The organism is Cupriavidus pauculus, assembly GCF_022179805.1.
GTDB lineage: Bacteria > Pseudomonadota > Gammaproteobacteria > Burkholderiales > Burkholderiaceae > Cupriavidus > Cupriavidus pauculus_E.
In genome coordinates this window covers 93,707-107,119 of sequence record NZ_BPUO01000013.1, presented here as the reverse complement: position 1 = coordinate 107,119, position 13,413 = coordinate 93,707, and the positions used below count along the sequence as shown (strand labels likewise).

General features: G+C 64.7%; 11 protein-coding genes. 10 read left to right on the top strand and 1 reads right to left on the bottom strand.

Going from position 1 to position 13,413, the window contains the following annotated elements:
• Positions 1-70: 70 nt before the first annotated feature.
• The 6 genes from accC (at position 71) to MFF62_RS23585 (ending at position 6,491) form a co-directional block, all read left to right on the top strand.
• A complete protein-coding gene (accC, locus tag MFF62_RS23610; protein WP_238265541.1) occupies positions 71-1,438 on the top strand; it encodes an acetyl-CoA carboxylase biotin carboxylase subunit in 1,368 nt (455 codons plus the stop codon).
• 42 nt (positions 1,439-1,480) lie between these two features.
• Positions 1,481-2,395, top strand: a complete 915-nt coding sequence (gene prmA / locus MFF62_RS23605) for a 50S ribosomal protein L11 methyltransferase (protein WP_238265540.1) — start codon at positions 1,481-1,483, stop codon at positions 2,393-2,395.
• Between the two features lie 6 nt (positions 2,396-2,401).
• On the top strand, positions 2,402-4,327 hold the full coding sequence (locus tag MFF62_RS23600; protein WP_238265539.1) for a DUF3426 domain-containing protein: 1,926 nt from the start codon (positions 2,402-2,404) through the stop codon (positions 4,325-4,327).
• 76 nt (positions 4,328-4,403) lie between these two features.
• Entirely contained in the window at positions 4,404-4,904 is a 501-nt protein-coding gene (tpx, locus tag MFF62_RS23595; RefSeq protein ID WP_238265538.1) for a thiol peroxidase, read from the top strand.
• Positions 4,905-5,010: 106 nt separating this feature from the next.
• Positions 5,011-5,958, top strand: coding sequence for a carbohydrate kinase family protein (locus tag MFF62_RS23590; RefSeq protein ID WP_238265537.1), 948 nt, complete (start codon positions 5,011-5,013; stop codon positions 5,956-5,958).
• A gap of 65 nt (positions 5,959-6,023) precedes the next feature.
• The gene (locus MFF62_RS23585) at positions 6,024-6,491 is read left to right on the top strand and encodes an outer membrane lipoprotein (protein WP_238265536.1); all 468 of its coding nucleotides are present in this window, start codon (positions 6,024-6,026) and stop codon (positions 6,489-6,491) included.
• 238 nt (positions 6,492-6,729) lie between these two features.
• Here MFF62_RS23585 and MFF62_RS23580 read toward each other — a convergent pair whose 3' ends face one another.
• On the bottom strand, positions 6,730-7,386 hold the full coding sequence (locus MFF62_RS23580) for a histone H1-like DNA-binding protein (RefSeq protein ID WP_238265535.1): 657 nt from the start codon (positions 7,384-7,386) through the stop codon (positions 6,730-6,732).
• A 761-nt stretch (positions 7,387-8,147) separates the two neighbouring features.
• Between MFF62_RS23580 and MFF62_RS23575 the strand changes: the two genes are divergently transcribed.
• The 4 genes from MFF62_RS23575 to MFF62_RS23560 all read left to right on the top strand — a co-directional run bounded on the left by MFF62_RS23575 (position 8,148) and on the right by MFF62_RS23560 (position 13,379).
• Entirely contained in the window at positions 8,148-8,321 is a 174-nt protein-coding gene (locus MFF62_RS23575; protein ID WP_238265533.1) for a hypothetical protein, read from the top strand.
• A 906-nt stretch (positions 8,322-9,227) separates the two neighbouring features.
• Positions 9,228-9,701, top strand: coding sequence for a DUF2147 domain-containing protein (locus tag MFF62_RS23570; protein ID WP_238265532.1), 474 nt, complete (start codon positions 9,228-9,230; stop codon positions 9,699-9,701).
• Positions 9,702-9,805: 104 nt separating this feature from the next.
• Positions 9,806-10,777, top strand: a complete 972-nt coding sequence (locus MFF62_RS23565) for a Bug family tripartite tricarboxylate transporter substrate binding protein (RefSeq protein WP_238265531.1) — start codon at positions 9,806-9,808, stop codon at positions 10,775-10,777.
• A gap of 340 nt (positions 10,778-11,117) precedes the next feature.
• A complete protein-coding gene (locus tag MFF62_RS23560) occupies positions 11,118-13,379 on the top strand; it encodes a TonB-dependent receptor (RefSeq protein ID WP_238265530.1) in 2,262 nt (753 codons plus the stop codon).
• Positions 13,380-13,413 lie beyond the last annotated feature (34 nt).

The window sequence follows — 13,413 nt, the reverse complement described above, 5'->3', positions numbered from 1 at the left end:
CGCATGCGTTGGTCCGGTACGCCACTGTCAGGCGTGCGCGGGCCCGCCCCTGTTCTCGCAGAGAGAGACCATGTTTGAAAAAATTCTGATCGCGAACCGCGGCGAAATCGCCCTTCGCATCCAGCGCGCCTGCCGCGAGCTGGGCATCAAGACCGTGGTGGTGTACTCGGAAGCCGACAAGGAAGCCAAGTACGTCAAGCTGGCCGATGAAGCAGTCTGTATCGGCCCGGCTCCGTCGCCGCTGTCGTACCTGAACATGCCGGCCATCATCTCGGCCGCCGAGGTGACCGACGCCCAGGCGATCCACCCGGGCTACGGCTTCCTGTCGGAAAACGCCGACTTTGCCGAGCGCGTCGAGAAATCGGGCTTCGTGTTCATCGGCCCGACGTCCGACAGTATCCGCCTGATGGGCGACAAGGTGTCGGCCAAGCAGGCCATGATCAAGTCCGGCGTGCCGTGCGTGCCGGGTTCGGAAGGCGCCCTGCCCGACGATCCCAAGGAAATCCTGGCTACCGCACGCCGCGTGGGCTATCCCGTGATCATCAAGGCCGCTGGCGGCGGCGGTGGCCGCGGCATGCGCGTGGTGCACACCGAGGCCGCGCTGATCAACGCCGTCAACATGACGCGTGAGGAAGCCGGCCGTGCCTTCGGCAATCCCGAGGTCTACATGGAGAAGTTCCTCGAGAACCCGCGCCATGTGGAAATCCAGATCCTGGCCGACCAGCACAAGCAGGCCATCTGGCTGGGCGAACGCGACTGCTCGATGCAGCGCCGCCACCAGAAGGTGATCGAGGAAGCGCCGGCACCGCACATTCCGCGACGCCTGATCGAGCGTATTGGCGACCGTTGCGCCGACGCCTGCAAGAAGATTGGCTACCGTGGCGCCGGCACGTTCGAATTCCTGTACGAGAACAACGAGTTCTACTTCATCGAGATGAACACGCGCGTGCAGGTCGAGCACCCGGTCACCGAGATGATCACGGGCATCGACATCGTGCAGGAACAGATCCGCATCGCCTACGGCGAGAAGCTGCGCTTCCGCCAGAAGGACGTGGAACTGCGCGGCCACGCGCTCGAGTGCCGTATCAACGCCGAGGACCCGTTCAAGTTCACGCCGTCGCCGGGCCGCATCACCGCCTGGCACATGCCCGGCGGCCCTGGTGTGCGGGTGGACTCGCACGCGTATGATGGCTACTTCGTACCGCCCAACTACGATTCGATGATCGGCAAGATCATCACGTACGGCGCCACGCGTGACCAGGCCATCGCCCGCATGCGTATCGCGCTGTCCGAGATGGTGGTGGACGGTATCCTGACCAACGTGCCGCTGCACCGCGAGCTGATGCTGGACGCCAACTTCGTGGAAGGCGGCACCAGCATCCACTATCTTGAACACCGCCTGGCCCAGAAGGCCAACGCCCAGGGCGAAAAGCCCTGACGCGTGGCCTGACGGCCGGCAACGCAGTAGAAAAGGAACCTCGTGGCTTTCCAGGAATGTGTGATCGAAATTGCGCAGGATCAGGCTGAAGCCTGGTCCGATGCATTGTTCGACCTCGGCGCGCTGTCGGTATCGGTGGAAGACGCCGACGCCGATACGCCTGACGAGCAACCGCTCTTTGGTGAACCCGGGCTGGAGCCTACGCGGCTGGCGTGGAACCGGTCGCGCGTGGTGGCGCTCTTCGACGAAGAGACCGACCCCGCGCTGGTGGTGACCGCCGCCGCGAATGCTCTTAATGTCGACCCGGTGCCTGCGTACACGCTGCGCGCCGTGGAAGACCAGGACTGGGTGCGTCTGACCCAGTCGCAATTCGAACCGATCCGCGTGGGCGAAAAAGTCTGGGTCGTGCCGTCGTGGCACGATGCCCCGGACCCCGACGCAGTGATCCTGGAACTCGACCCCGGTCTGGCCTTTGGCACCGGCAGCCATCCGACCACGCGCCTGTGCATGCAGTGGCTGGAGCAGAACGTGCAGCCCGGCGAGACCGTGCTGGACTACGGCTGCGGCTCGGGCATCCTCGCCATCGTCGCGAAGAAGCTTGGCGCGGGCCCGACGGTGGGTATCGACATCGATCCGAATGCCGTGGAGGCATCGCGCTACAACGCCGAACGCAATCGCGTGGAAGCCACGTTTGCGCTGCCGGAATCGGTGTCTGACGCCAGCTACGACCTGGTCGTGGCCAACATTCTTTCCAATCCGCTCAAGCTGATGGCCGCGATGCTCACCGCACGCGTGCGTCCTGGCGGCCGGCTGATCCTGTCCGGCGTGCTGGAGCGGCAGGCCGACGAAGTGGCCGCCGCCTATGCGCCGTGGATCGCCATGTCGGTCTGGCGCAGCGAGGAAGGCTGGGTGTGCCTGCACGGCTCGCGCCCGGCTACCGGCACCAACCAACCCTGATCTCCCATGGCCGCTGCCAAGCTCGTCACGCGCTGTCCGGCCTGCCGCACCGCGTTCCGGCTTGTTGCGGACCAACTGCGACTGCGTCAGGGTCTGGTCCGTTGCGGACAATGCGACACCGTCTTTGATGCGCGCGAGCACCTGATCGAGGTGCCTGCACCGGCCAGCGCCGCTGCCCCGGCTGTCGCGCCCGCCCCGTCATCGGCCACGCCGCCGGTGACGATGAGCGCTGCGCTTGCGCACGCCGAACAGGCGCAGGCATCGGCCCGCGCACGCGAGAACGAAGCCCCGTTCGAACCGGGTTTCGATCCTGGCTATGAAGTCCCCGCGCTGGATTCGCCGACGACCATGATGTCGGAACCGGAACCGGAACCGGAACCGGAGCGGGAACCGGAGCCGATTCCGGAGCAGAAGGAAACATCCGCTGCCCGGGAAATGCCGGCAGAGGATCGCCTCGAAGCAGAGGCGGACGAGGCAGAGGCAGAGGCAGAGGCAGAAGCTGAAGCTGAAGCGGTAGCAGAAGCGCAAGCGGACGATACTGCCGGTCAGCCCGTTGCCACGGAAGTCACGGAAGCCACGGAAACTCCCGAAGCGGACGACGGACAAGCTGCCAGCGCAGCGCCCGAATCCGAAGTCGAGCCCCAGGTGGAAGCCGCACCGGCGGACATCGCTGCGCACGCCGCGCCGGAAGTGGAAACGCCGCTGACCGAGCCGCCGCTGCCCTGGCCCACACTCAATCATTCGGCATTCGACGACGAGCCCGCGCGGCCGCCGGCGGGTGCCACGCATTCCTCGCTCGACCCGGCCGCCGCGTTCGCGCCCCCCACCCCGTCGGGCATGCCGCCCTATGGCGCGTACAGCGCCAAGGCAAGCTGGCCGCCGCTGCGGCCAACCGAGGCACCGCCTACCAGGCCGATGGCGCCTGTGAGCACGCCCACAGCGGCCAATGCCGTGCCCGATGCCCCGGAGCCACCGGCGGCAGCGGTCAGCGCACCGGCATCGCTGGACGTGGACGACACGGACAACACGACTTACGCGACCGATACGGCCGACACAACCGACAAGCCCCATGCGACCGATGTGGCCGATGCGGCCGCTGAAGCGTCGACGGCTGCATGGCCAGAGACTCCGGCGGAAGCATTGCCAACGCCGGAGCCGTTCCCGCAGACCGATCCGGTGCCCAGTGCAAGCGGCTTCCTGCGAGCGGAAGACCCCGTGGACGCCGAGGCGGAAGCTTGGGCGGCCCAGGCTCGCGACGTCATCGAGCACGACCTGGGCGTGACCCCGCGCGATGGCACGCCCGACGCCGTGGCCCGCGAATCCACCACGCGGCACTGGCTGGGCCAGAATGCCGCGCCGGCTGCCGGTCCCGTGTTCGCACCGGACTTCCTGCGCCATACGCGCGAGCGCGAACAGGCGCGCGCGCCACGTCCCAGCGCGTCGGTACCGGGCAGCAAGCGTACGTGGGTACGCACGGCGGCGATCGTCCTTGGCGTTGGTCTGCTGGTGCAAGGCGTGTTCCTGGCCCGCAGCCAGATCGCCGGCAGCATGCCGGTGCTTCGCCCGGTACTTGAAGCGGCCTGCGCGCCGTTCGGTTGCGAAGTGCCGCCGTGGCGCGATCTCGATGCGCTGCGCATCGACACCTCGCAACTGCAAAAGCAGGACGAGGCCAACGACGTCTATCAGTTGGCCGTCACGCTACGCAACCAGGGCCGCGCCACCACGGCACTGCCAGCCATCGAACTGGTGATGACCGATTTGCAGGACCAGTTGCTGCTGCGCCGCGTGCTGCAGCCAGCCGAGTACCTGGACGCGGCCCAGCGCGGCTTTGCCGCCACGGGCCTTCGCGCGGGCAGCGAGCTGCCGGTTCGGGTACGATTCCGGACGCAGCAGGTGGCAGCCAACTACCGCGTGCTGATCTTCTACCCCTGAATTCCATCGCCCCCCCGCCACGCCGGCCGGCAATGCACCGGGCCGGCGGGCTCGTATCTTCCTGACAGGAGCAACCATGAGCAATGTGACCCTCGGCGGCAACGCCATTGAAGTTGGCGGCAAGTTTCCCCAGGCTGGCGACAAGGCACCGGCCTTCTCGCTGGTAGGCAAGGACCTGAAGGACGTGAAGCTCGCCGACTTTGCCGGCAAGCGCAAGGTGCTGAACATCGTCCCGAGCCTGGACACGCCCGTTTGCCAGGCGTCGGCACGCAAGTTCAACGAAGCCGCTAGCAGCCTCGACAACACCGTGGTACTGACGATCTCGGCCGACCTGCCGTTCGCCATGGGCCGCTTCTGCACCGCTGAGGGCCTGGCCAATGTGGTCACGCTGTCGACGATGCGCGGCGCCGATTTCAAGAACGCGTACGGCGTGGATATCAAGAGCGGTCCGCTGGCCGGCGTGTGCGCACGCGCCGTGGTGGTGGTCGACGAAAACGATGCAGTAAAGTACAGCGAACTGGTGCCCGAGATCAAACAGGAGCCGAACTACGACGCGGCTCTGGCGGCACTGAAATAATCTGTTCGGTAGGACACAGTTTTACAAGCACTTCCGCCCGTCATGCACGGGCGGAATTCTTTAACGTATATGTTGCGGCCCGCCAGCGGGCCATTTTGGAGAAGAGATGTCCAGCCTGATCTGCGGTTCCGTCGCCTACGACACCATCATGACGTTCGACGGGCGGTTCCGTGAACACATTCTTCCGGACCAGATCCACATGCTGAACGTTTCGTTCCTGGTCCCTGGCATGCGCCGTGAATTCGGCGGCTGCGCGGGCAACATCGCCTATACGCTGAAGATGCTGGGCGGCGAACCGCTGGTGATGGCCACCGTCGGCCAGGACGCCACGCCGTATCTGCAGTATCTGCGCGAGCTGGGCATCTCCACCGAATACATCCGCACGCTGGCCGATATGTTCACGGCACAAGCGATGATCACGACCGACCTGGACAACAACCAGATCACCGCCTTTCACCCGGGTGCGATGGGCGAGTCGAAGGTCAACAGCGTGCAGGACGCTCTTGGCGCGGGCCAGCGTCCGGCGCTGGGCATCGTGGCACCGGACAGCCGCGAAGGCATGCTGCACCACGCGCAGCAGTTTGCCGATGCAGGCATCCCGTTCATCTTCGACCTGGGCCAGGCCATGCCGCTGTTCAACGGCGAAGACCTGCGCCAGTTCATCGAACTCGCCAGCTACGTGACGGTCAATGACTATGAAGCACAGGTCATGCTGCAGCGTACGGCCTGGACCAGCGCCGAAGTGGCTGCCAAGGTGCGCGCGTTCATCGTGACGCACGGCGAACGTGGCGCCAGCATCTTCGCGGACGGCCAGCAATACGCGATTCCCGCCGTGCAGGCGGAGCGCGTGGTGGACCCCACCGGCTGCGGCGACGCGTTCCGTGGCGGCCTGCTGTTCGGCATCGAGCAGGGCATGGACTGGGAAACCACCGGGCGCCTGGCGTCGCTGATGGGTGCGCTCAAGATTGCACAGCAGGGTCCGCAAAATCACTGGATTTCGCGTGAAGAGATCGGCAGCCGGTTCGCCACGGCATTCGGCTACCAGTACAGCTAAGATGAAACGGTGCACCGCGCGCACCGGACGATGACGAACGGCGCGGCATTCAGACGGGAGTTGCCATGAATCAGATCATTCGAATTGGCGGTGTCGCGGTGCTGGCCACTGTTGCACTGGTCAGCGGCTGCGCCAACTACTCGAACTCCGGCAGCGTCTACTCACCTGGCCAGGCGCAGCGCGAGCAGACGGTGCGCTATGGCGTGGTGCAGGGTGTCCGCGAAGTCATGATCCAGGGCGGCTCCACCGGGGCCGGCACGCTTGCCGGTGGCGCGATCGGTGGCGTTGCCGCCGGCAGCACCATCGGTGGCGGTGGCGGAGCGGTGGCGGCGGGCCTGCTGGGCGCCGTGCTGGGTGGCATCGCAGGCAGCGCGGCCGAGAACCGGATCACGCAACGGCGCGGCCTGGAAATCACCGTCCAGCTCGAAGACGGCGACATGCGCGCGATCACGCAGGAAGCCGACGAGGTATTCCGTCCAGGCGATCGTGTGCGGCTGCTGTCGTCAGGCGGCGTGACGCGCGTCTCGCACTGAGAACATTACGCACCTGTCAGAAAGGAACGCCGCGTGCCCCCGGGCCGCGGCGTTTTTTTTCGTCCGCCCGCGCCCGCTGTCTGCAGCGGCCAATAAAAAACCCGCCGGGCACGGATGCCATCGGCGGGTTGGCAAGACTTGCTGTCTTGCAGACCGGATACGCGGTATCCGGTCATTGCGGCACGCAATGCGTGCCCAGGCGATTCCCAGTTGTGACCGTTCGCACTAGGCGAAACGATTACGGACGGTTGCCCGTCGGGAACGGCCAGGCCGCGGCCGGGTTCAGCGCGGTCTTGGCGGGTGCAGCAGCAGCAGGTGCAACGGCAGGAGCAGCGGCAGGCTTGGCAGCCTTCTTGGCAGCCGGCTTCTTCGCAGCAGCCTTCTTCGCAGCCGGCTTCTTGGCGGCAGCAGGCTTCTTCGCAGCAGCAGGCTTCTTGGCAGCGGCAGGCTTCTTCGCAGCAGCCGGCTTCTTGGCAGCAGCAGCCTTCTTGGCCGGTGCAGCCTTCTTGGCGGCTACCTTCTTGGTTGCAACCTTCTTGGCGGCAACCTTCTTCACCGCGGCCTTCTTGGCCGGTGCTGCCTTCTTGGCGGCTACCTTCTTGGTTGCGACCTTCTTGGCGGCAACCTTCTTCACTGCAGCCTTCTTGGCCGGTGCTGCCTTCTTGGCGGCTACCTTCTTGGTTGCGACCTTCTTGGCAGCAACCTTCTTCACTGCAGCCTTCTTGGCGGCTGCCGGCTTCTTGGCGGCTACCTTCTTGGTTGCGACCTTCTTGGCAGCAGCCTTCTTGGCGGCCGGCGCAGCCTTCTTGGCGACGACCTTCTTCACAGCAGCCTTCTTGGCGGCCGGCTTGGCAGCCTTCTTGGCCGCCGGCTTTTTCTTTGCAGCAGTTGCCATGGATAACTCCTTCACTAACGTGAAATATCGAATGACCTAAAGGGACGACCCGACCGATCCGAGGCGCATTCGCGCATGCCTCAACCGAGCGAGCGATTCATCGGCGCACGACACAGTTTCGGCCGCACGCTAATGAATTCGGTGACAGGGATTCCGCCGCGACCCATGTCGCGCAGCGCGGTGGTTTCACGGCAGCGCAAAATCCGCGCGCGGGCTGCAAAGCCAGCGTACAGGCGGATTTCCCGGGCATGCCGTGCCCTGGAATATTCGACTGGTCCGCGCCCACCATCGTGTTGGCGCGCAACCGCAAAAGAGGAGATATCGGTCAGCAGGTCCGCAGCACGGGCTTGGCCTCGCGCACTGCGAACGGCAATCCTACGGGGGTAGCTCGCCCATCCCGTCACTGGGCTACAGGAGACTGCACGCGTTGTAAGAAGCCTGATCGGCCCGGTCTGCGTCAAAGTTCTAATGCTCCTCGGCTACCCGCATTCACTGCGTCGAAGCGTCGCGTCATCGTTGCTTCTTGCTTGCCTTCTTGCGACGCTCGCTTCGTCAAACACATCGATGCAATGAAGTGAGACTCTTGTCAAGGCGAATCATAATTCGTTTGTTCGATGATGTTAAGAAAAAAGTGCAAAAAAACTTGCGCGCAAGATCGAATCGATCTAATTCACGCGCGCGCTTCGATGACGCCATCATCGAAGCGCTCTCTCATCATGACGCTCGCATACCAAACGAAGTTCCATCGCACGTGTGTTTCGATGGTCGATGAACAGCTTGCGATGTCACTGCGCAACCTGCTTTCACACCTGTCGCGCGCACCCTCCGGCAGCGTCTTCGAGCGATGCGCGCGATGCCACGATGCAACGTTCGGCGTACTTGGCGACCGGCTTGAAACCCGCATGGACATTAGCTTTCCGCCGCGCGTGCGCTGACGCTGGAGCGTGCATCGAAACGACCGTGCGAAGATCGTCAGCATCGCGCGCCATCGCGCTTCGATGCGCTTGCGAGTCGCGCGCAAGCACCGCGACCACACGCTGCGACGACAACCCTGCGTTGCGCGCAGCGCGACGTCGCGTGCGTCGATCAGACAGTTGCGCGAGTACGACGAAAGAGTGATGCGCTTACGCAACGGTTTGCCGTGCCGACACACTTTCGCTTCCAGGTTTTCACATCAGTCGCGCGCTCGATAACGTGACGGCGCGCTCTTCCGCGCGCAGTGACGACGCGCTGCGCGACGACGCCACGACGGCACGCGCACCAGGCTCGTCGACTGACGCACGGCAGCGCGCGACGCTCGTCGTCGCTGCCATGTGCGACGACGCTGTCGCAATCGGCGACTGCGCCGTCAAACACCGACACCGCGACAGCACGGTGTGGCGACCTTCGCGCTCGCATCCGGGTTCTCACCGATGCCGTGCACGGCGGCCCGCATCTGGCGCGTCGGGTGTGGTGTGGTTGCGCCACGAGTCGAACGGCTAGAGGAATGTCTCGGGTGCGGCTGCGGCATGCCACTTGTTGCAGGACAAAATCCAGGCCAGGCGCCGCCCGGCGGGCGATTGCAAGCACCGGGCCGGTATGCTCTGGTGCGTACGCAAACGATCGATGGAGATTGCGGTGAGCGAGCGCGCCCAGTAGATTGGCGTCGCGTGGCGCCGATGCCGACCGATGGGCAAGCATTCGATCGAACCCTTGCAATCATCCTGACCGCGCGCGGATATCCTGCACACGTTGTACGACTTGCGTGTCAGCCATGCAGGATGGCCGCCGCCGTACCGACCGGCAAGACCCGCGCCGCGATCTGGCGAATCCGCCATCGCGACACTGAACTGGAGACTTCCATGCGCATGACCGACCCTCGCACCCTGCTTCGCGCCACCACCCGTGCCGCCGTGATCGCCGTGACTTTCGCTGCCAGCACCCTGGCACTGGCGCAGTCCACCCCGGCCGGCACCTGGCACACGATCGACGACTCCACCGGCAAGCCGCGCGGCGTGATCGAGATCGCCGAGAAGGACGGTGTGTACAGCGGCAAGCTCGTGAAGAGCCTGGTGCCCACCGAAGGCGCGCCCAAGGTGTGTGACAAGTGCACCGATTCGCGCAAGGACCAGCCCATCATCGGCATGACGCTGCTCACTGGATTGCGCAAGACGGCCGACAACGAATGGACCGGTGGCGAGATCCTGGACCCCGAGACCGGCAAGCTCTACAAGTGCAAGATGTCGATGGCCGACGACGGCAAGAAGCTCAATGTGCGCGGCTTCATCGGCATCAGCCTGATCGGCCGGACACAAACCTGGGTGCGCCAGCAGTGACGTGGTCGGGGGCCGCCGGCGCGCCCCCCCTACAGGCAACTGACAGCTTCCTTCGGTAAGATCGGATTCCCGATCCTCTTCAAAACAACTACCGGAGACGAACCATGCCTATCCCCTTTCGTGGTCGCACGCTGGCCCTGGCACTGGCCGCCACATCGCTGATCGCCACCACGGCGCACGCCGCCGACGCATGGCCCAACCACGTGATCAAGTTCGTCGTACCGTTCACGGCCGGCGGCGCCAATGACCTGGTGGCGCGTGCCGGTGCCGACGCCGTCAGCAAGCGGATCGGCCAGCCCGTGGTGATCGAGAACCGGCCCGGTGCCGGTGGCATCGTGGGCGCCGACTACGTGGCCAAGAGCAAGCCCGATGGCTACACGTTCCTGGTGGGTGCCGTGGGTACCGTCACCAACAGCCTGATCCGCACGAAGATGCCGTACCAGCCCGACGACCTCGTGCCCGTCGGCCTGATCGCGATGAGCCCGTCGGTCATCGTGGCGTCGCCGTCGCTGCCCGTGAACAACGTGAAGGAGCTGATCGAGTACTCGAAGAAGCAGGGTGGCGTGCCGTTTGCCACCGCGGGCAGCGGCAGCACGCCCCACTTCGTCGAGGAGATGCTCAAGGAAAAAGGTGCCTCGCTGACCGTCGTGCCGTACAAGAGCGGATCGGAGAGCATCACGGCCGTGATCGGCAACCAGGTGGCGGCCACGTCCGAGGCATCGATCGTGGTGCTGCCGCAGATCAAGGCAGGCAAGCTCAAGGCACTGGGCGCGACGTGGGACAAGCACATGCCCGCGGCACCGAACATCCCCACCACCGCCGAACAGGGCCTGCCTGAAGTGCGCATCGGCCATTGGGCCGGCATCTTCGCGCCCAAGGGCACCGATCCCGCGATCATCAAGAAGCTGAACGCCGAACTGACCGCCGGCATGCAGAACGCGGAGATTCGCGAGCGCCTGATCCAGAACGGCATCGAACCCGCCGGCGGTTCGGTGGAAAGCTTCGTGGCGTTCATCAAGTCGGAGCGCGAACGCCTGGGCCGCATTGCAAAAAATGCCCACATGACCGCCGACTGACGCGGGAGAAGAAAAATATTTTGGATGAGATCACCCGTTCGGGTGGTCATATGTCTGCAAGCGGCCCGCTACATGCGGGCCGTTTTGTTGTTGTCCACTCTTTATCGAAAGCGTCTCGGGCAGCATACAAAGTGCACGATACTGCCCGGCGAATCGTCAGTCCGCACCAAGGATGTCATGACGATCAGACAAGCTCGGTCTCTACATCTTGTCTGTGAGCGGCGCGCAACGCGCATTGCAACGCGAATGGTTCGTATTTATATTCCCGTTCGCCCGAACATGAGCCCCGGTCGTGACGCCGGTAAAGGGCCCGGCAGTACGGGGCGCACTGGAACTGACAATGCTCCGCCGCACCCCCGTGGCCACCGCACTGGTGGCACTGTTTGCCGCGCCTGCCGCCTTCGCGCAGTCCGCCGTCCAACCCACGCAGCCGGTGCCGGCCGCGCCCGCGCCAGCCGCCTCCAATGCCGCCGAATCCGTGCCGCAGACGCTGCGCGAGGTGACCGTCCGAGGATCGTCCGCCCGCGATGATTTCAATCCCACGGGCAGCCAGTTGTCGAAGCTGCCGGAAGACCTGCGCGACGTACCGCAGTCGGTCACGATCGTGAACCGGGCATTGATGGATTCGCAAGGCGCAAGCTCGCTGGCCGATGCGCTGCGCAACGTGCCGGGCATCACCATCGGCGGCGCCGAAGGCGGCCAGATCGGTAACAACATCAACCTGAACGGCTTCTCCGCGCGCACCGACATCTACCTGGACGGTTTCCGCGATCGCGGCCAGTACTACCGCGACACCTTCGCGCTGGACCAGGTGGAAGTGCTGATGGGGCCATCGTCGATGCTGTTCGGACGCGGCTCCACGGGCGGCGTGATCAACCAGGTGACCAAGAAGCCCAAGCTGCAGGCCGCCACGGAAGTATCGGGATCGGTCACGACGAATGGCCTCGTGCGCGCCACGGCCGATGTGAACACGCCCACCGGCGACACCTCGGCGTTCCGCATCTCGGCCATGGCCCAGGACGGCAAGCCCAGCACGCGCGACGAGATGTCCGTGCAGGATTTCGGCATCGCGCCGTCGTGGCGTTTCGGCATCGGTACTTCGACGGAGATCACCCTGTCGGCGTTGCTGCAGCACAACGAGGACATGCCCGACTACGGCCTGCCCGCCATCAACGGCCATCCGGTGAAGGTCGACCGCAACACGTTCTATGGCTTCAACAATGACCACACGCGCCAGAACATCATGTCGCTCAACGGCGGCATCGACCACAAGTTTTCGCCCAACCTGCGGCTGCGCAACTACACGGCGTTCAACTATGTGGAAACCAATGCGCGAGAGACGGCGCCGAACGCCGTGGGATCGATCAATGCGGCGGGCGCCTTTACCGCACTGACCACCACCAACCTGCCGCTGTCGCAGCTCTACGTGCGCCAGCAAAGCCATGACCGTAGCATTCGCGACTACTCGATCTTCAACCAGACCGAGCTGACCGCGAAGTTCGATACCGGCTCGGTGAAACACACGCTGCTGACGGGCCTGGAGCTTGGCCACGACGGCTACAACAACCAGAACTACTACCGCAACGGCAGCTGTGGCAGCACGGCACTGAACCCGGCCACGGGCACCTCTGGCTACGTGGCGTGCACGCCCGTCATCGACCCGCCGTACCAGGACTCGCCGGGCAGCGTGGCCACCCGCACCGGCAACCTGCAGGGCGGCTCGGCCAACACGGTGGCGGTGTACGCCAACGACTCGATCGAATTCACCAAGCAGTGGAAAGCCGTGGCCGGTGTGCGCTACGACAAGTACATCGCCAGCATCAGCAATTCGATCAATTCAGGCAACACAGCCGGCAATACGGCACTGGCCAACGCCGACCAGAATACCCACTTCACCAGCGTGCGGCTGGGTGGCATCTGGCAGCCGACCGAACAGCAGTCGTACTACGTTTCGTACGGCACGTCGTTCAACCCGTCGCTGGAGCAGCTTGTCGGCACGGTGGGCCAGCAGTCGCTGGACCCCGAGAAGAACAAGGCCTACGAGGCGGGCGGCAAGTGGGATCTGATGAGCGGCAACCTGTCGCTGACGTCGGCCATCTTCCGCATCACCAAGGACAACGCGCGCAGCCAGATCGACGCCACCACGTACGCGCTGACCGGCAAGATCCAGGTGGATGGCTTCCGCGCCGGCGTGACCGGCCGGATCACGCCGAAGTGGCAGGTATTCGCGGGGTACACCTACCTCGATGCGGAGATCAAGGACGGCATCGCCGCCGGCACCCAGGGCAAGGTGCCGACCAACACCCCGAAGCACACCGCCACGGCCTGGACCAGCTACTCCATCCTGCCGAGCTGGGAAGTGGGCGGCGGCGCGTTCTATATGTCGCAGCGCTACGCCAACAACACCAACACGGTCCAGGTGGGCGGGTTCGTGCGCTGGGACGGCATGATCGCGTACCACCAGCCCAAGTACGATGTGCGGCTGAATCTGTTCAACATCTTCGACAAGAAGTATTACGATGCGCTGATCCAGTCGGACGGCGGCCGGTCGGTGCCAGGTACGGGCCGCACCGCCATGCTGTCGTTCACCTATCGCATGTAAGCGCCGCCGGGGCCGCTCGCAGGGCATTTGCCCT